Source organism: Mesorhizobium sp. (assembly GCF_041661565.1).
Taxonomy (GTDB): domain Bacteria; phylum Pseudomonadota; class Alphaproteobacteria; order Rhizobiales; family Rhizobiaceae; genus Mesorhizobium.
Window position 1 is genome coordinate 1 of record NZ_JBAZUD010000114.1, and the last position, 17,618, is coordinate 17,618.

Annotated in this window: 16 protein-coding genes and 2 pseudogenes; 8 read left to right on the forward strand and 10 right to left on the reverse strand. The window is 65.6% G+C overall.

Going from position 1 to position 17,618, the window contains the following annotated elements:
- The first annotated feature begins 368 nt into the window (after positions 1-368).
- Complete coding sequence (locus WC739_RS18570; protein ID WP_372954488.1) at positions 369-1,499, forward strand: DUF6035 family protein; 1,131 nt, start codon at positions 369-371, stop codon at positions 1,497-1,499.
- 519 nt (positions 1,500-2,018) lie between these two features.
- On the forward strand, positions 2,019-2,996 hold the full coding sequence (locus WC739_RS18575) for a threonine/serine dehydratase (protein ID WP_372954489.1): 978 nt from the start codon (positions 2,019-2,021) through the stop codon (positions 2,994-2,996).
- A gap of 8 nt (positions 2,997-3,004) precedes the next feature.
- On the opposite strand, the gene WC739_RS18580 is transcribed toward WC739_RS18575, so the two are convergent.
- Genes WC739_RS18580 through WC739_RS18595 form a run of 4 tightly spaced genes read right to left on the reverse strand, consistent with a single transcriptional unit; the run spans position 3,005 to position 6,697 of the window.
- On the reverse strand, positions 3,005-4,141 hold the full coding sequence (locus WC739_RS18580) for an ABC transporter permease (RefSeq protein WP_372954490.1): 1,137 nt from the start codon (positions 4,139-4,141) through the stop codon (positions 3,005-3,007).
- The gene (locus tag WC739_RS18585) at positions 4,138-5,058 is read right to left on the reverse strand and encodes an ABC transporter ATP-binding protein (protein WP_372954491.1); all 921 of its coding nucleotides are present in this window, start codon (positions 5,056-5,058) and stop codon (positions 4,138-4,140) included. The genes WC739_RS18580 and WC739_RS18585 overlap by 4 nt, the downstream gene beginning before the upstream one ends.
- Positions 5,055-6,005: an HlyD family secretion protein gene (locus tag WC739_RS18590; RefSeq protein ID WP_372954492.1), complete on the reverse strand. Its 951-nt coding sequence runs from the start codon at positions 6,003-6,005 to the stop codon at positions 5,055-5,057. The genes WC739_RS18585 and WC739_RS18590 overlap by 4 nt, the downstream gene beginning before the upstream one ends.
- Complete coding sequence (locus WC739_RS18595; RefSeq protein ID WP_372954493.1) at positions 6,002-6,697, reverse strand: CerR family C-terminal domain-containing protein; 696 nt, start codon at positions 6,695-6,697, stop codon at positions 6,002-6,004. The genes WC739_RS18590 and WC739_RS18595 overlap by 4 nt, the downstream gene beginning before the upstream one ends.
- Before the next feature lie 87 nt (positions 6,698-6,784).
- Here WC739_RS18595 and WC739_RS18600 point away from each other — a divergent pair, with 87 nt between their 5' ends.
- A complete protein-coding gene (locus tag WC739_RS18600; protein ID WP_372954494.1) occupies positions 6,785-7,258 on the forward strand; it encodes a CYTH domain-containing protein in 474 nt (157 codons plus the stop codon).
- A complete protein-coding gene (locus tag WC739_RS18605) occupies positions 7,255-8,205 on the forward strand; it encodes a CHAD domain-containing protein (protein ID WP_372954495.1) in 951 nt (316 codons plus the stop codon). Before WC739_RS18600 ends, WC739_RS18605 begins: the two co-directional genes overlap by 4 nt.
- A gap of 3 nt (positions 8,206-8,208) precedes the next feature.
- On the opposite strand, the gene WC739_RS18610 is transcribed toward WC739_RS18605, so the two are convergent.
- From WC739_RS18610 to WC739_RS18625, 4 genes are all read right to left on the reverse strand, one after another.
- Positions 8,209-9,912 carry a SulP family inorganic anion transporter gene (locus WC739_RS18610; protein WP_372954496.1) on the reverse strand — a complete coding sequence of 568 codons (1,704 nt, stop codon included), beginning with the start codon at positions 9,910-9,912 and terminating at the stop codon, positions 8,209-8,211.
- A 79-nt stretch (positions 9,913-9,991) separates the two neighbouring features.
- Positions 9,992-10,261: a helix-turn-helix domain-containing protein gene (locus WC739_RS18615; RefSeq protein WP_372954497.1), complete on the reverse strand. Its 270-nt coding sequence runs from the start codon at positions 10,259-10,261 to the stop codon at positions 9,992-9,994.
- Positions 10,262-10,359: 98 nt separating this feature from the next.
- Positions 10,360-11,055: a phosphatase PAP2 family protein gene (locus tag WC739_RS18620; protein WP_372954498.1), complete on the reverse strand. Its 696-nt coding sequence runs from the start codon at positions 11,053-11,055 to the stop codon at positions 10,360-10,362.
- 13 nt (positions 11,056-11,068) lie between these two features.
- Positions 11,069-11,410 (reverse strand): hypothetical protein, encoded by a 342-nt coding sequence (locus tag WC739_RS18625; protein WP_372954499.1) that lies wholly within the window; start codon positions 11,408-11,410, stop codon positions 11,069-11,071.
- A 257-nt stretch (positions 11,411-11,667) separates the two neighbouring features.
- On the opposite strand from WC739_RS18625, the pseudogene WC739_RS18630 reads away from it, so the two are divergent.
- Together WC739_RS18630 and WC739_RS18635 are read left to right on the forward strand one after the other, a co-directional pair.
- A pseudogene (locus WC739_RS18630) lies at positions 11,668-12,971 on the forward strand (sensor histidine kinase).
- Positions 12,968-13,630: a response regulator gene (locus WC739_RS18635; RefSeq protein ID WP_372954500.1), complete on the forward strand. Its 663-nt coding sequence runs from the start codon at positions 12,968-12,970 to the stop codon at positions 13,628-13,630. Before WC739_RS18630 ends, WC739_RS18635 begins: the two are co-directional and overlap by 4 nt.
- A gap of 96 nt (positions 13,631-13,726) precedes the next feature.
- On the opposite strand, the gene WC739_RS18640 is transcribed toward WC739_RS18635, so the two are convergent.
- Positions 13,727-14,245 carry a hypothetical protein gene (locus WC739_RS18640; protein WP_372954501.1) on the reverse strand — a complete coding sequence of 173 codons (519 nt, stop codon included), beginning with the start codon at positions 14,243-14,245 and terminating at the stop codon, positions 13,727-13,729.
- Positions 14,246-14,525: 280 nt separating this feature from the next.
- Between WC739_RS18640 and WC739_RS18645 the strand changes: the two genes are divergently transcribed.
- Complete coding sequence (locus WC739_RS18645; RefSeq protein ID WP_372954502.1) at positions 14,526-16,529, forward strand: PhoX family phosphatase; 2,004 nt, start codon at positions 14,526-14,528, stop codon at positions 16,527-16,529.
- A 135-nt stretch (positions 16,530-16,664) separates the two neighbouring features.
- Positions 16,665-16,889 carry a hypothetical protein gene (locus WC739_RS18650; RefSeq protein WP_372954503.1) on the forward strand — a complete coding sequence of 75 codons (225 nt, stop codon included), beginning with the start codon at positions 16,665-16,667 and terminating at the stop codon, positions 16,887-16,889.
- Here the strand turns inward: WC739_RS18650 and WC739_RS18655 are convergent.
- A pseudogene (locus WC739_RS18655) lies at positions 16,881-17,618 on the reverse strand (NAD(P)/FAD-dependent oxidoreductase); the annotation flags it as partial. The gene WC739_RS18650 and the pseudogene WC739_RS18655 overlap by 9 nt on opposite strands.

Below are 17,618 nucleotides of genomic sequence, written 5' to 3' on the forward strand. Positions count from 1 at the left end.
GCTACCGCATGTTCGACGAAGGCAAGTCGCGCTATTCCGTCGCCCAGCAGATGAAGATCTCGTTTGCCGCCGCCAGCCACCGCTTCAACAACTGGCGCAAGCTGGGTGGTGCCAAGCGCCAGCGCGCGCTGTTGGGGTGAAACTGCCGAGATGTCTGTACGTACCCAATTGGTTTGACCCAGCAACTAGGGCGGCGGGGGAATAACGCCTTACAAGTGCTAGGTTCTCGCGACGTGCAGCTCGGGCAGGGCCGAAACTTTTGGATGCCAAGTGTGCAGACGGGTTAGACTTCCTGGATGTCAGAGAGCCTGCTGATTCCCTACGCTGTTCATCGTGGCGGCTTGCCGTTATTCACGACGGACAGTCGGATGAGTGACGTGGTGCAGCGGAGCGGTTTTCGGGTCGAGGCCTTCAAGGCATTTCACCGTCAGGCCGAGCCCGTCTTCGGCTGCCCGGCTTGCCCCGGTCACCTCTATCCGAAGCTCAGTCTGAATCACCGTGCCTACTGGGCACACATCGCGGCGGATGGCTGTCCGCTTGCTGAAGGCCGAAGGCTATCGGAACGGCAACTTGATGCCCTGCTGTACCGAGGTAGGCAGGAAGGCGCGGCGCACGAAGCCCTTGTGGCAGCGGTTGCGAACATGGCGCAGGCGGATTCTTCCGTAGACCAGGGCAGCATCTCCATCGGGAGCTATCTTGCCTCCAGTGTGCCGGGTTGGCACGGCCGATATCCCGATGTCCGCTTCGCGTTCGACGGCGGCCGCATCGCCATCGAAGTCCAGCTTTCTCCGATCAGCCTTCACCGCCTCGCGGAGCGGGCGCTATACTACCAGGAGCATGGTTATACGCTGGTCTGGGTCACACGCGATTTCGATCCCCGGACGTTCAAGCCGACATGGCTTTGGGATGTCTGGGCTACCCAGCGCGCGGCCGTGTTCTCGATCGATGATGCCGTGCTTCAACAATCGGTCGGCGAAGGGCGATTTCTGCTGAAACGGCACTCGATCGAAGGCGGAGCAGTCACGATCGTCGGCCTAAGAGAACTCGTGCCTGTCATCTGGCATGTCGAGTTCAAACGGCGTTGGCGCGAGGCCGCGCGGGAAAACTGGGGCGGCGCGTTGGACTTGACGCGCGAGGTGCTGGCGCAACGAGGCATTCCGCCCCATGTGGCCGAACCTTCGGCGGTGTGCCACGCCATCAACACCCTGATCGCAATCGAAAGCTGGGAACCGATCGGGTCGCGCCACTCCAATCCTCGCGCGCTGATCAACGATTTCCTGAACTCGGCCGACGCGATGCTTGCCCACCGCATCATCTTCTCCGCGCTTCGCATTTATCGGCCCGAAACCTTGGACACGGGAAAGACGAAGGAGATGATCAGCAAGGCCGCACAGCGCGCGAAGGCTGAGGATGTTGCGCCCTGGAACTCGACATCCGCCATGGCTGCTATCGCGCACGATCTGTTCCCGGCGTGGTCGAGAGCGCTGAGCGCAGGCTGATCTCGACCAGCTACGTTCCACGCCACCGACGTTGCCATGCTGTCCAGGAAAATTCCCCTCTCGGGCTTCCCACCCCCGAAAAGGACTTTTGGCGGATTGCAATAGCTACCGTAGAAAGGCATCAGCATCGGCGGGCAGCAAGAGCCCCCCGAGGCGAACGGCCGATACCGGGCTTTGAAAGGCCTTCGAATTCAGTTCTGGCGGCGGGAACCCTTCCGCAATGCGGCGAGGAACGTCGGCGGGACAGCGCCCCCCCTCTGGCCTGCCGGCCATCTCCCCCTCAAGGGGGGGAGATCATGCGCTCCGGGCCGGCGCCAGTCTTTCTCGTTTGCAGAAACGGCGGTACTCCGAAGCGCCAATCTCCCCACTAGAGGGGGAGATGTCCGGCAGGACAGAGGGGGGCGTGCGGCCGTAGCCTTGGTGATCGCTCGCCAACTTTGTAACCCTCACATCTTTTCGTTGGCATCACGCGGCCCTTTGCGTGCACGATGGCGGGGTCACATGTTCGCAGGATCCGCCATGGCCACCCTTCCCGGCATCGCCGATATCCACGCCGCCGCCGTCCGGCTCTCCGGCCTGATCTTTGAAACCCCGCTCATCGAGTCGCAGGAGCTGAACAGGCGATTCGGCGGCCGTATCTTGTTCAAGCCGGAGACGCTGCAGCGCACCGGCTCGTTCAAGTTCCGCGGCGCCTACAACAAATTGTCTTCGCTGAGCGAGGAGGAGCGCGGCCGGGGCGTCGTCGCCTTCTCGTCGGGCAACCACGCGCAGGGGGTGGCCGCCTCCGCCGCCATGTTCGGCGTCAAGGCGGTCATCGCCATGCCGGCCGACGCTCCGGCGATGAAGATCGGCAATGTCCGCAGGATGGGCGCGGAGGTAGTCCCGTTCGACCGCTTTCGCGACGACCGCATGACCGTGGTGCGCCCTTACATCGAGAAGGGCATGGTGCTGGTGCCGCCCTTCGACGACCCGGCGATCATTGCCGGCCAGGGCACGATCGGACTGGAACTGATGCGCCAGGCGAAGGCGCTGGGCGTCGACCTCGACGCGGTGGTGATTCCATGCGGCGGCGGCGGCCTGGTCAGCGGCATTTCCATCGCGGTCAAGGATGCCTCGCCCGGCACCGATGTCTGGGCGGTCGAGCCCGAGCATTTCGACGACACCCGCCGCTCGCTCGCCGCCGGCGCCAGGGTTTCGAACGAACCGGGCCACAGCTCGATCTGCGACGCGATCCTCACGGCCGAGCCTGGCCTGATCACCTTCGAGATCAACCGCCAGAATCTTGCCGGCTCGATTGCCGTCTCCGACAGGGCAACGGCGCAGGCGATGCGCGACGCCATGGCCTTGCTCAAGCTGGTGGTCGAGCCCGGCGGCTGCGTCGGGCTGGCGGCGCTATCCTCGGGCGAGATCGAGCTGTCCGGCAAATGCGTCGCCGTCGTGCTGTCCGGCGGCAATGTCGATTTCGGCACCTATGCGCAAATCATGGCGGCTGCCTAGGGCCGCGCCTAATCCAGCGTCCGCCGGAAGCGCAGCAGCGCCGTGCCGGCGAACACCACCACGAACAGCAGCAGCCAGCCGACCTCGCTTCCGATCGCATTGAAGTCGGCGCCCTTCAGCATCACCGCGCGGGTGATGCGCAGGAAATGCGTCAGCGGGAAGATCTCGCCCAGCGCCTGCGCCCAGCCGGGCATGCCACGATAGGGGAACATGAAGCCCGACAGCATGATCGACGGCAGGAAGAAGAAGAAGGTCAGCTGCATCGCCTGCATCTGCGAGCCGGCCATGGTCGAGATCGTGTAGCCGAGCAACACCAGCGACAGCACGAAGACCAACACCGCCGACAGGAGCAGCGTCAGCGAACCCACGAACGGGACGCTGAACAGCAGCTTCGCCGCGACCAGCACCACGACCATCTGCACCGCGCCGACGACGAGGAACGGCAGCACCTTGCCCAGCATGATCTCGGCCGGGCTGGACGGCATGGCAAGCAGGTTCTCCATCGTGCCGCGCTCGGTCTCGCGGGTCAGCGCCATGGCGGTCATCATCACCATAGTCATCTGCAGGATGACGCCGAGCAGGCCGGGCACAATGTTGTACTGCGAGACGCCTTCCGGATTGTAGCGCCGGTGCACCACGACCTGCAGCTGACCCCTGGCGCTCTCGGCCGCGGTCTCCTGCATGCCCTGGGCCCGCAGCAGCGCCTGGCTCGCCACCTGGCCCAGGGTCGAGACGGCGCCGCTCGCCGCCGACGGATCGGTGGCGTCGGCCTCGATGAGGATTTGCGGATTGTCGCCGCGCTCGACCCGCCGGGCGAAATCGGCCGGGATCGTCACCACGAAGGACACGGCTCCCTTGGCCATCAGCGCCTCAGCCTCGGCCGCGCTGCGCACCACGTGGTCGAAATGGTAGTAGGCCGTCATCTCGAGCGCCGAGACCATGGCGCGCGTATACTGGTCGTTGCTGGTGGCGACGAGCGCCGTGGGCAGGCTCTTGGGATCGCTGTTGATGGCGAAGCCGAACAGCACCAGCTGCATCAACGGCACGCCCAGCATCATGGCGAAGGTGATGCGGTCGCGCCGCATCTGGATGAATTCCTTGATCAGCAGCGCGCCGAGCCGCGCGAAGGAAAACACGCTGTTCATGCCATATTGTCCTTCGAGCCGGACATGAACTGGATGAAGACGTCCTCGAGGCTGGTCTCGCCCGGCGTCACCGTCACGCCCTCATGCTCCTTCTCGACATCGGTGAGCGCTGCCTCGAGTTTCGCCCTGTCGGAGCCGACGACATGCAGCGTGGCGCCGAACGGCGCCACCTGGTCGACGCCGGAGCGGCCGTGCAGCGCCGCCGCCACCTTATCGAGGTGCGGACCCTGCAGGATGAAGGTCGTCAGCCCGGCATTCTTCACCACGTCGGCGACGGTGCCGGTGGCCAGCATCTTGCCGTAGGAGATGTAGCTGATGCGGTGGCAGCGCTCGGCCTCGTCCATGTAGTGGGTGGAAACCAGAACCGTCAGCCCGCCGCTGGCGAGGCGATGGATCTCGTCCCAGAATTCGCGCCGAGCCTTCGGATCGACGCCGGCCGTCGGCTCGTCCAGCAACAGCAGCCTCGGCTTGTGCATGATGCAGGCGGCCAGCGCCAGGCGCTGCTTCCAGCCGCCGGACAGCGTGCCTGCCAGCTGGTTTCGCCGCGATGTCAGGCCGAGCTCCTCCAGCGTCCTTGCCACATACTCCTCGACCGGCCTGAGCTGGTAGAGCCGCGCCACGAATTCGAGATTCTCGCCGATCGTCAGATCCTCGTAGAACGAGAATTTCTGCGTCATGTAGCCGACTTCACGCTTGATGCGCAGGCTCTCGGTGCGGATGTCGAAGCCAAGCACCGTGCCCTCGCCCTCGTCCGCCGTCAGCAGGCCGCACATGATGCGGATGGTGGTCGTCTTGCCCGAACCGTTCGGCCCCAGGAAGCCGACGATCTCGCCTTCGGCGACCGACATCGTCACATGGTCGACGACGGTCTTGCCGCCAAACCGCTTGACCAGGCCGTGGACGTCGATGGCGTTCACTGTCCGGCGTCCAGCTCGACATCGACGATCTGGCCGGGCTGCAGCGGCCCCGCATTGCCTTCCGGCCGCGCCTCGACCAAGTAGACCAGCTTCTGCCGGTTCTCGAGCGAATAGATCACCGGCGGCGTGAACTCGGGATCGGGCGAGACATAGCTGACCCGCGCCTTCACGTCGGTGCCACAACCATCGCAGTGGACGGCGAGCAAGGCGCCGACCTTGACCGAGGAGAAGGCGCTTTCAGGAATGTAGACGCTGAGCTTCACCGCGCCATCGGGCAGGATCGAGATGACCGGGGCCGTCGGGCCGGCTGTGTCGCCGGGGTTGCGGATGACATCGTTGACGCGGCCGGCAGACGGTGCCGCCAGCACTCGCTTGGCCAGCCGCCATTGCGCCTGCTCCAGCGCTGCCTGCGCCTGCTTGACCTGGTTTTCGGCGGCCTTGATCGTCTCGGCCCGCGCCGGCAGGCCGCCGACGGCAAGATTGGCCTCTGCCTGGCCGACCTGCGCGCTGGCGGTCTCCAGCGTCGCCGAGGCGGTGTCGAAATCGGCCTGCGTGCCGGCGCCGCGCTTGAACAGGTCGGCGGCGCGGTCGTACTTGCGCTTGGCATCGGCGGCCTGGGCCTTGGCCATGTCGACCTCGGCCTTCAGCACCGCGATCTCCTCCGGCCGTTTGCCGACCTGCAGATCGGCCAGTTGCGCCCGCGCCTGGGCAAGGCCCGCCTCGGCCTGGGCAACGGCGATCCTGGCATCGGCGCTTTCCAGCGTTCCCACGGTGGTGCCCGGGGTGACGCGATCGCCGCGCTTGACCGTGACCGTCTCCACCTGCGCCACCTCGATCGGCGCCAGCAGCACATAGTCGCCCTCGACATAGCCGACGGCCAGCGGCGCTACCGGCGCGCAGGCCCCGAACAGCTGCGCGGCGAGCGGCAGCGAACAGAGAAAGCTCATGATCCTTGCCCCTTCATCCCGGGTCCCCTGGCGGCCAGTATGGCGCTGAGATTGCCCGACGTGGCCGCCAGCACCTTGGCGGCCTGGGCGGCGCCGATGTCGCGCCAGCCCATGCGGCGCATCACCGCTTCGCGTCCGATGCGGAAATAGATGACCTGGCCGATCAGCGTGAACACAGTCAGCCGCGTCGCCTCGCTCTCGGCGGGCTCGCCGGTCGCCTGTTCCCAGAGCTGGCACAGCCGGCGGTGCGTCGGCTCGAAGACGCCCTCATAGATGCGGTCCAGTGCCGCCGTCGGATGCGAGAGCTCGCGCAACACGAACTGCACGATCTCGCCCGCTTGCGGGCTGACCAGGACAAAGCCGATCATCCGCTCGAGCGCTGCGAAGAGTTGCGCTTGTGCCGCCTCCGGACTGCCCGACGTCGGCGCATCGCCGAGCGCCTGGCCGGCAACTGCCTGGATTGTCTCGACGATGTAGTCGGCGGCGGCTGCGCGAAGGCCCTCCTTGCCGCCGAAATGATAAGCGATCGAGCCGATATTGGCGTGCGCCTCTGCGGCAAGCTGACGCGTCGAGGTGCCGTCGAACCCCTGCCTGCCGAACAGTTTCAGCGCCGCCTGGACCAGTGCCGCGCGGGTAAGTTCGGCGGGAGACACCGGGTGGCGGGCACTTTTGATGTGTGGAGGCCTAATCATGGAAGTGATTTAATCATACGATTGATTAAAGTCAACTCGCGTCATGTCCGTCTTGCCACATAGGTGGGCAACGGCTTTAGTGCGGCCATGGGCAAGGAAGTCGAACGCAAATTCCTGGTCTCCGGTACCGCATGGCGGGACCTGGTCGAGGCCGATATCCGTATCCTCCAGTTCTATCTGGCCGCCGCGCCCGGTCGAACCGTCCGCATCCGCATCAGCGACGGCGCCTCCGCGAAGCTGACCCTGAAATTCGGCGCCACGGCGCGTGAGCGCGACGAATTCGAATACTCCATCCCCCTGGCGGAGGCCATGGAGATGCTGGACTTCGCCCTTGGCCGTGTCATCGAGAAGACACGTCACCATGTTAGGCACCGTGGCTATCTCTACGAAGTCGATGTCTTTGGCGGGCCGCTTGCGGGGCTGGTGGTCGCCGAACTTGAGACGCCGGAGGACGTGCCCGACGAAATGCTGCCTGAGTGGCTCGGTCGGGAAGTGACTGGCGAACAGAAATTCTACAACGCGTCGCTCGCCCTTGGGGGGATTCCGGAGATCGCCGCATGAGTTTTCGTATCGATCCGCGCAAGCCTTTGACCGGCGAGGTCAGGCGCATCCTTGCCGAGGAGATCGGCAGCGCGCTCCACCATCTTGACGCGGCCCGCGGCCGGCCCGAACAGGCGGTGCACAAGTGCCGCAAGCGGCTGAAGAACGCTCGCGCCCTGTTGCGCCTGGTTCATTCCGGAGACGAAATATTCTGCGACACGGAAAACCAGTGCTACCGCAACGTCGCCGGCCTGCTTGCCGGGCCGCGCGAGGCGACGGCGCTGATCGAAACCGTCGACCGGCTGGCGGCAAGCTTCCCCAAGGAAAGTGCCGGCGGCGGCCTGGAGGCCGTGCGCGACAGGCTTGCCGCGCGCCAGCATGAATTGCATGAGGGCGGCGGGCTCGAGGCGGCCATCGGCGCGGCCACCGCCGCCTGCGAGGAAGGCATCAAGCGGATCGAGAGCCTTGCCCTGCCCGATCAGCCGGAACAGGCCGCCGATGTCCTGGCGGATGGTGCGCGCGCCACCTTGCGCCGGGCCCGCAAGGCACTAGACAAGGCAGGCTCGCGCGGCACGGCCAATGATTTCCATGACCTGCGCAAGGCGGCCAAGACGCATGGCATGCACCTGTCGCTGCTTGGCAGGCTGTGGCCGACGTCGATCAAGGCGCGGCGCAAGGCTGTCGACAAACTCGACGGGGGGCTGGGCGACCTGCACGATGTCTTCGTCATGCGCGCATTGCTCGAAGGCGAGGACGAGCCGCTCGGACCGCCGGAAGACACCAAGCTTCTGGGCAAGCTCCTGAAGCGCTCGGAAAAGCAGTTGAAGAAGAGCTGCCTCGCCGAGGCGGCCGAACTGTTCGCGGACAGTCCGAAGCGCTCGACACGCAAACTCGCCCGCAAGGCGCGCGACGACCTTGCCGGAGGCGCCCCGAACGAGGCGGGCGCCGTGCCGGCTGCCGTGGGATGACGCTCAACTCTTCGCTGGCGCCCGTGCCAGATGCGCGCGGGCCTCTTCCACCGACGCGGCATAGGTCACCAGGGGCGGCTTCACGCCCTGGTTGACCAGAGTTCGCCGTATCTGTGGCGAAGCGCCGGAGATGATGAAGTGCACGCCGGCTCGCCTTGCCTTGTGCGCGGCGCCCTCGATGACATTGGCTGCGGTCGAATCGAACAACGGGACGGCGGAACAGTCGAGGATGAAGTTCTTGCGCTGGTCGGCGATGCGGTCCAGCACGGCGCCCACCGTCGAGGCGGCGCCGAAGAAAAACGCCCCTGAGATGCGGTAGACGACAGTGCTGGCGTCGGTCGCCTCGCTGGAATCATAGGCCTGGCCACGGTCGGCGACGTCGTCCTGCGCCAGGTCCGCCTCGACGGCGACGGACTTCGACATGCGGTCGATGAACAGGATCGATCCGAGCGCGAAGCCGACGACGATGCCCTCGGTCAGGTCGCGGAAGATGACGATCAGGAAGGTCGCCAACAACACCAGCGCGTCGCCGCGCGAGGCGCGCAGCAGCGTGGCGAAGGCCTGTTTCTCGATCATGTTCCAGCAGACGACCGCCAGCACCCCGGCAAGGGCGGCGAGCGGGATGTAGCTGGCCAGCGGCGCTGCAACCAGCATCAGCGCGAGCAGTACGGCCGAATGCACCATGCCGGCAACCGGGCCATGCGCCCCGGCCCGCACATTGGTCGCGGTGCGGGCGATGGTGCCGGTGGCGCAGACGCCACCGGACAGGCCCGAGGCGATGTTGGCGAAGCCTTGGGCCACGAGTTCGCAATTGGAGCGATGCCGCCGTCCCGTCATGCCGTCGGCGACCACGGCCGAGAGCAGCGATTCGATGGCCCCGAGCAGCGCGAAGGCGATCGCGTCCGGCAGGACCTCGATCATCCTGTCGAGGCTGACCGGCGGCAGGGACGGGAACGCCAGGCTGCTTGGAATGCCGCCATAGCGGGTGCCGATCGTTTCGACCGGCAGCGACAACAGCGCGGCGACGAGCGATGCAAGCCCGATGGCGACCAGCATGGCGGGCCATTTGGGCCGCCACCACCGCAGCAGCACGATGGTGCCGATGGTGATCGCCGCCACCAGCATCGCCTGGAAATTCACCGTTCCGGCGGCCTGGCCGATGGCGATCAGCTTCGGCACCAGCGGCCCCGGCTCCTTGCCGGCGAGCTTCAGGCCGAACAGATCGACGATCTCGCCGGAGAAGATGATGATGGCGATGCCGGCGGTGAAGCCGACGGTCACCGGATAGGGGATGAACTTGATGTAGGTGCCAAGCCTGAGAAAGCCGATGGCGAGCAGGAAGACACCGGCCATCATCGTCGCCAGCAGCAGGCCATCGACGCCGACGCGTGCCACCGTCGCCGCGACCAGCACGATGAAGGCGCCGGCCGGGCCGCCGATCTGGAAGCGACTGCCGCCCAGAGCCGAGATGATGAAGCCGCCGATGATCGCGGTGTAGAGGCCGCGCTCCGGCGTCACGCCGGAAGCAATGGCTATGGCCATGGACAGCGGCAGCGCCACGATGGCGACGGTCAACCCGGCGAGCAGATCGGCCTTGAGGTGATCGAATGTGTAGCCTTCGCGCCACACCGTCACCAGCTTGGGCGTGAACATTTCCGCGAATGTCGGACGCGCCGGTTGATGAGCTGCCTGCCGAACCTGGTCCATGGACTGTCTTCCGCTCCGTGAAGGGCGGCGGGATCGTCGGCAGGACTGTCGGCGGTCGCCGTCGCGACTTTGTGCCGGCTCAGGGCTGCGGGTTCGGCGGTGCGGCGGGCTTGAGGCGCACGCCCCTACCGCCACGCTCGCTGGGCTGATTCTCGCCGATCAATTCCACCCCGGACTCCTCGAGTGCCTGGATGACCTTCATCAGCGTATCGACTACGGCCCGGACCACGCCGTCGCTGGCTTCCATCCGCTGGACGGTCGGAAGCGAAACACCGGCGCGCTCGGCGAGCGTCTTCTGATCGATGCCGGCCAGCGCCCTTGCGGCACGCATCTGCGCGGCGGTGATCATCGGCCGAAATCCCCGTCTGAGTCTGCTATGGCAAGGTATAATACCATCATGGTGATGTTTCAAGCATCATTATGCATATATCAAACATGGATGCCCGGTTAGTCGTCAACAGCCTTGCGGTGCTGCAGCGCCCGCGCGACCAGCCAGCAAATCATCGCCCAGGCGAAACCCGCGCACCAGCCGGCCAGCACGTCGGACGGCCAGTGGACGCCGAGATAGATGCGGCTGACGCCGACCAGCAGCGTTGTCAGCACCGCCAGCGACAGCACATAGATCCGGGTTGTCCGACCATGCAGGAAGCGCGAAGCGAGCGAGCCGAGCGTCAGATAGGTGACCGCCGACAGCATGGCGTGGCCGCTTGGAAAGGACAAGGACGACTCGCTGACGAGGTGCGAGACGAGCTCGGGCCGCGGCCTGTCGACTTCGACCTTCAGCAGGCTCGACAGCAACTGGCCGCCGGCGATCGCGACGAAGACAAGAAGCGCCGTCGCCGGCCGGCGGATCAGCAGCAGGTAGACGATCGTCGCCGCCGTGATCAGCGCCAGCACGACAAAACTTCCCAGGCTGGTGATGTCGCGGATCGCGCTCTCCAGCCACAAGGGGCCGATCGGACTGTCCGGGTGCCCGGCCTCGCGGAAGGCAAGCAGGATTTCGGTGTCGAAGGCATGCGGCGTGCTGGAGCGCGCCACCTCCATCAATTCCTCGAAGCCCCACAGGCCGCCGGCGATGACCAGGCCGGCCAGCAGCACCGGGAATTCGACCCGGCCGAGCAGCGCGGTCACGGCGTTCTTCATCGATATTCGCCCTCTACAATCGTCCCTGCAGATAGGGCCCGAGCGTGATCAGGGCCACCGCGGCAACCGCCAGCACGATTCCGGTGGCCTGCAGCGCGTTGACGCGCTCGCCGAAGAACACCAGCGCCACGACATTGACCGAGACCAGCTGGATGACCGCCGACAGGCTGAACGACACCGACATGCCGAACTCGCGGATCAGCCTGAGCATGATCAGGTTGCCCAGCGAGTAGAGCGCCAGCGTCAGCAGGATCTTGCCCAGGCTTGGCGCCATCCCCCATTGCTTGGCGGCCGTCGCCCCCAGCAGGAATATCAGGGTCGAAAAGCCAAGCTGCAGCAATCCCGAAAAACTCAACGGCGCGGTCCTCTCCAAGCATTTCGCGTCGCTCTTGTTTCCGAAGCGTGCCCGGACGTCAAGGAGACTTGTCGGACCAAGGTCCGCTGCGATGCGGGACCGAAGCCCAATGTCGCAAACAGCGTCCAGGCCCTATAGACTGCGACCAGGGTCAGGAGTCTCGGGTGCGATACTTGCAAACCTTGACGCGACGGTGGGGCGGGTTTTCGCTTGCGCTGCAATTCGTGCTCGCCGGTGGCGTCGGCTTGCTGGCGGTGATGCTGGTGGTGGGTTTCTGGGTCACCTCGCAGATACGCGAAGGCGTGATCCATAACTCCGCCGCGACGACGGCGCTTTATGTCGACAGCGTCGTCGCGCCGCTCTTGCCCGATATGCGCAAGGGCGGGCCGCTCAGCGACAGCGTCAAGAGGGCCCTGGACGAGACATTGGGCCAAGGCGCGCTCGGCAAGCGGCTCGTATCGTTCAAACTGTGGGGCCGCGACGGCCAGGTCCTCTATGCAAAGGACGCGGGCCTGATCGGCCGGCAGTTTGGACCAAGCGATAATTTGCGCTCCGCCTTTGCAGGCAATGTTGTCGCCGAGTTCGATGAACTCGATGACGCCGAAAGCCGGGATGAAAAAGCGGCCGGTGTCCCGTTGCTGGAAATCTACAATCCTGTGCGCGAACCGTGGTCCGGCGAGGTGGTCGCGGTCTCCGAATTCTACGAGGTCGCCGACGATTTCCAGAAGACGCTGGCGTCGGCGCTGCTGTCGAGCTGGCTGATCGTGGCCGGCGCGACCCTGGCGGCACTTCTGCTCCTGTCGGGGATCGTCTTGCGAGGCAGCCACACCATCGACAACCAGCGCGAGGCGCTTCGCCGGCAGGTCGCGGAACTGCAGGCGCTGGTGACACAGAACGGCGCCTTGCGACTGCGCGTGCAGCAGGCATCGCGCCGCGCCACGGCGCTGAATGAGAAATACCTGCGCCGCGTCGGTGCCGATCTGCACGATGGCCCAGCTCAGCTCAGCTCGTCGCTCTAGCGTCGCTGCGCATGGACAGCCCGCTGTTTTCCGGTGACGGGACCCAGGGCGAACGGCGCAATGCCGAGATCGGCATGATCCGCAAAGCGCTTGACGACGCGATGCGGGAGATCCGCGGCATATGCAATGGGCTCGTCCTGCCGCAGATCGAGACGGCCCCGGTCGCCGAGATCATGCGCCTTGCCGTCGACGACCATGAGCGCCGAACCGGTACGTCGGTAGCGCTCGCCCTGGCCGGCCCACTGCCCGAGCCCGGCGCGTCTGAGAAGATCAGCATCTATCGTTTCGTGCAGGAGGGGCTGAACAACGCCTATCGCCATGGCCAAGCGAAGGGCCAGGCCGTGCGAGCCGGGATGAAAGCCGGCCGGCTTTTCGTTGACGTATCCGACAGCGGTCCGGGATTCGATCCGGTGCTGGCCGAGGGCCTTGGGCTGGCGGGCCTGCGGCAACGGATCGAAAGCATCGGCGGCCAGTTCGAAATCACCAGCGGGCCGCAAGGCACGCGCCTGGTGATCCATTTGTCGGTCGAGGAGCAAGCATGATTGGCGCCATCCGCATCGCCGTCGTCGACGATCATCCGCTGTTTCGAGAAGGCGTGACGCGCAGCCTGGACGAAATCGGCGGCTTCGAGATGGTGGGCGAGGGCGCGACGGCGCAGGACGCCGAACGGATCGTGTCTTCGGCGCGACCCGATATCCTGCTGCTCGACATTTCGATGCCGGGCGGCGGCCTGGCCTCGGTGGCGAACATTCTTGCCGGCCATCCCGGCCAGAAGATCGTCATGCTCACCGTTTCCGAAGCCAACGCGGACGTTACACTGGCGCTCAACGCCGGCGTGTGTGGCTACGTGCTCAAAGGGGTCGGCTCGCGGACGCTGGCCGAGATCCTGCGCAATGTCGCGGCGGGAGAAAGTTATGTGTCGCCGACGCTTTCGGCGCGGCTGCTCTCCGACCTGCAATCGCTGCAGCCGGGCAATGGAACGGCGGACCGCCTGCGGCAGCTGACCGGACGCGAGGCCGAAATCCTGCGGCTGGTGGGCGAGGGGCTGAGCAACAAGGAGGTGGCGTTGCGCCTCAAGCTGCAGGAAAAGACCGTCAAACACCACATGACCGGTGTGCTGTCGAAGCTCAATGTGCGCAACCGCACCGAAGCGGCGCTGCTGCTGCGTGAGGGACGCGACCGCGCCGACGGCCGTCCCTGAAAGCGGGTCGCTGCCGACGACGGCACCACGCAAAGATCACCTCCGCCGAGGTGGCGGAGGTGACATGTGCGGCCAGCCGTTGCCTGTTGGCCCGCCTCACAAAGCCTGAAGGCGACTGATGTCGTCGGGTGTCGCCGGTCGTTCGACGATCGTTCGGCCGGCTGCGTCCTTCATCTCGAAACGGCCGTTCTCGACCTCTTCCTTGGTGCCGTCGACATGCTCGACCTCGATCTTGTCGCCTTCCGCCTCGACCTTGTCCCCGGTCTCGGCGTTGACATGGTGGCCGTCGTCGTCGTTCTCACCCTGGCCGCCATGATCATCACCTGCACCGTCGTCGCCATGGTCATCACCTGCGCCGTCATTGCCATGATCATCCCCGCCGCCATCGTCGCTGCCACCGGAACCGGAATTGCTGCCGCTGCCGCTGCTTCCGCTGCCACTTCCCCCGCTGCCATGTCCGGAACCGCTGCCGCCGTCCTTGGCATGGGCGCTCGCGGCAACGACGCCGGCAGTGTGGCCATGCAGGGCGATCTGGTAGGGGGCAATCGTCAACGTCAAGGCGGACGCCGCTCGCAGGGCCAGCCAGCAGCATCTCGTCGTGCTCAATCCACGCATCTCGTTCTCCTCTTCCATCGGCCGGCATGTTCAAGCCGGCTCGCCAATGACCTTTGCCCAAAAGGGAAGCCGGGAGAATCGTCCCCGGACCGATGCGGCCGCATTGAGGACCTTTGCAGGAGAACCCTCGGACTTAAGTCCGAGTGCGGTTCGATTCCGGCGTGCCCCAGGAGCCGTTGCCCAACCGCTCTCGTCGTCACGAAAATGTGATCGATGGGTTGTAGGAGAACTGCTGAAGAACTCAAAGTGCTCCAGCCAAAAGCAAGCCAGAGGCAAGCCCATGACCGAACATCGCTCCGCCGACGCCCGATTCCGCACCAGCCTGCTCGAGGAAAACGACGGGCCGGCCACCAACCCCACCGATAACAGGACCATGGGCGAGATCATCGCCTCGCGGTTCTCGCGCCGGGGCTTCCTGAAAGGGTCGCTCGCCGTCTCGGCCATCGCCGCCACCGTCGGCCCGCTGGCCATCACCGCGGCGGGCGATGCCCGCGCCGCCGAGGGCTCGGCCTTCGTCTTCGACGAGCTCGAGGCCGGCATCGACGACAGGCACCATGTCGCGCCGGGCTATGATGCCGACGTGCTGCTGCGCTGGGGCGATCCGCTGTTCCCCGACTCGCCCGACTTCAACCCGACGAAGCAGTCGGCAGAAGCCCAGTCCCGGCAGTTCGGCTACAACAATGACTATGTCGGCTATATCCCGATCGACGGCTCGGCCGAGCACGGCCTTCTCGTCGTCAATCACGAATACACCAACCCGCATCTGATGTTCCCCGGCATCGTCGAGATCGTCGAGAAGGACGGCAAGAAGTCGGCAAAGGTCGCTCCGCTCAGCAAGGAGCAGGTCGATGTCGAGATGGCGGCCCATGGCGGCACCATCGTCGAGATCCGCAAGGTAGCGGGCAAATGGCAAGTGGTGCGCGACGGCAGGCTCAACCGCCGCATCACCGCCAATACGGAGATGATGGTCTCCGGCCCGGCCGCCGGCCATGACCGCCTCAAGACCAATGCCGACCCCACCGGCACCAGGGTCATCGGCACCGTCAACAATTGCGCCGGCGGCGTTACGCCCTGGGGCACCTATGTGATGGCCGAGGAGAACATCCACGGCTATTTCTCCGGCGAACTGCCCGAAGGCAACAAGGAAGCCGCCAACTACAAGCGCCTCGGCATCCCCGAAGGCGCCTATGAATGGGGCGCGCATTACGATCGTTTCGACCTCGGCAAGGAACCGAACGAGGCGAACCGCTTCGGCTGGATCGTCGAGGTCGATGTCAACGACCCGACCTCGATGCCCAGGAAGCGCACGGCCATGGGGCGCTTCAAGCATGAGGGCGCCGAATCGATCGTCGCCAGGGATGGCCGCGTCGTCTTCTACCTCGGCGACGACGAGCGTTTCGACTATGTCTACAAATTCGTCACCGCCGGCCGCTTCAACGCCGACGACCATGCGGCCAACAAGGACCTGCTCGACGACGGCACGCTGCATGTCGCCAAATTCGCCGAGGACGGCACCGTCGAGTGGCTGCCGATCGTTTTCGGCCAGGGACCGCTGACGCCTGAGAACGGCTTTGCCAGCCAGGCCGACGTGTTGATCGAGACGCGCCGCGCCGCCGACCTGCTCGGCGCCACCAAGATGGACCGTCCCGAGGACATCCAGCCCAATGCCGTCAACGGCAAGGTCTATGTCATGCTGACCAACAACTCCAAGCGCAAGGCCGACCAGGTCGACGCCGCCAATCCCCGCGCCGGGAACGCCTTCGGCCACATCATCGAAATATCAGAGGATGACGGTGATTTCGCCGGCACGAAAGGCAAATGGGAAGTGCTCCTGAAATGCGGCGACCCGGCCGTGGCCGAAGTCGGCGCCACCTTCTCGACGGCGACGACCGCCAATGGCTGGTTCGGCATGCCCGACAATTGCGCGATCGATTCGGCGGGACGCCTGTGGGTCGCCACCGATGGTCAGGGGCCGAAGGCCACCGGGCGCACCGATGGTCTGTGGGCGGTGGATACGCAAGGCGCGGCGCGGGCGACCTCGAAACTGTTCTTCCGCGTGCCCATCGGCGCCGAGATGTGCGGCCCGCTGTTTGCACCAGACGACCGGACGGCCTTCGTCGCCGTCCAGCACCCGGGCGACGGCGGCGAGGATTGGGAAGGCTTCGGGCGCCCCTCCTATTATGAAGACCTGTCGACGCGTTGGCCCGATTTCAAGCCCGACATGCCGGTGCGGCCGGCGGTCGTCGCCATCACCAGGCAGGGCGGCGGCAAGATCGCGGTCTGACACCGGCCGCAATTCGCTATCCGGGAGGCGCTTCGGGAATCGAAGCCCTCCCGTCTCGAATGAGATCATCCAAGCATCCGAAAAGGCTGGCAATTTAGGATTGATGCCCTAACTCCTCCTGCAAGGAGACCGGCCATGCCCAAGTCCGTTTATGACCGTGGCTTGCTCAAGCCAGCCGACATCGCCAAGCTGCAGCGCGTTTTCGACGAAGCCTGCCGGCGCCGCGAAGCACTGCCCGACTCTGCCGATGCAAGGGAAATCGCCCTCAACCTGCTTGCGCTGCACAATGCCGGCATGGTCGAGGAAGACATGCTGATGGAGGCGGTCGGGTTTCGCAGGCTCGAGCCGAAATCAGCGTGACGCGGCGGTAGCGCCTGGCGTGGCGGCGATCCGTTTGGCGATCGCCTTGGCCAGGATGGCGGCATTGGCGAAGCAGCCGCGAATGCTGGGACGCATGCCGGTGAACCACAGGCCGGGCAATGCCGGATCGTTTTCGCCGCCGTTGAACAGCGGAACACCCCTGCCGTCGAGCACGCCAAGCTTGCCGACCATCGCCTCGAGACCGGTACGGTAGCCCGTCGCGGCAATGACGATATCGGGATGGATGACATCGCCGTTGGCCAGCACCACGCCGTCGCGCGTGAATTCGCTGATGGCGGGCACCACGGTGATCTTGCCGGCCTTTATGGCGCGTATGGCGCCGTCGTCGGCGGCGATGGCGGTGTAGTCCGTGGTCAGGCGGCTGGCGCCACCCGCCGGCGCGGGCGGCAGGCCGAATTTGGTCAGGTCGCCAAAGACCAGGCGTTGCGTTGCCGCGATCGCCGCATCCGCGAGCCACAGGGGCAGGCGCGCCATCAAAGGCGAAAGCCGGTGCACGGCGATCTGGCCGATCCGCTTGGGCAGGATCGCGGGGCCGCCGCGGGCCGACAGCCAGATGGCCGCCGTCTTCACGCCCGCCATATGGTTGAGGGCGTCGAAGCCCGAGTTGCCGGCGCCCACGACCAGCACCTTCTTGCCCTCATAGTCGCGCGCGTCGCCGAAATCCGCCGAATGGATGATCCGGCCGGCAAAGTACGTCATCCCTTTCCA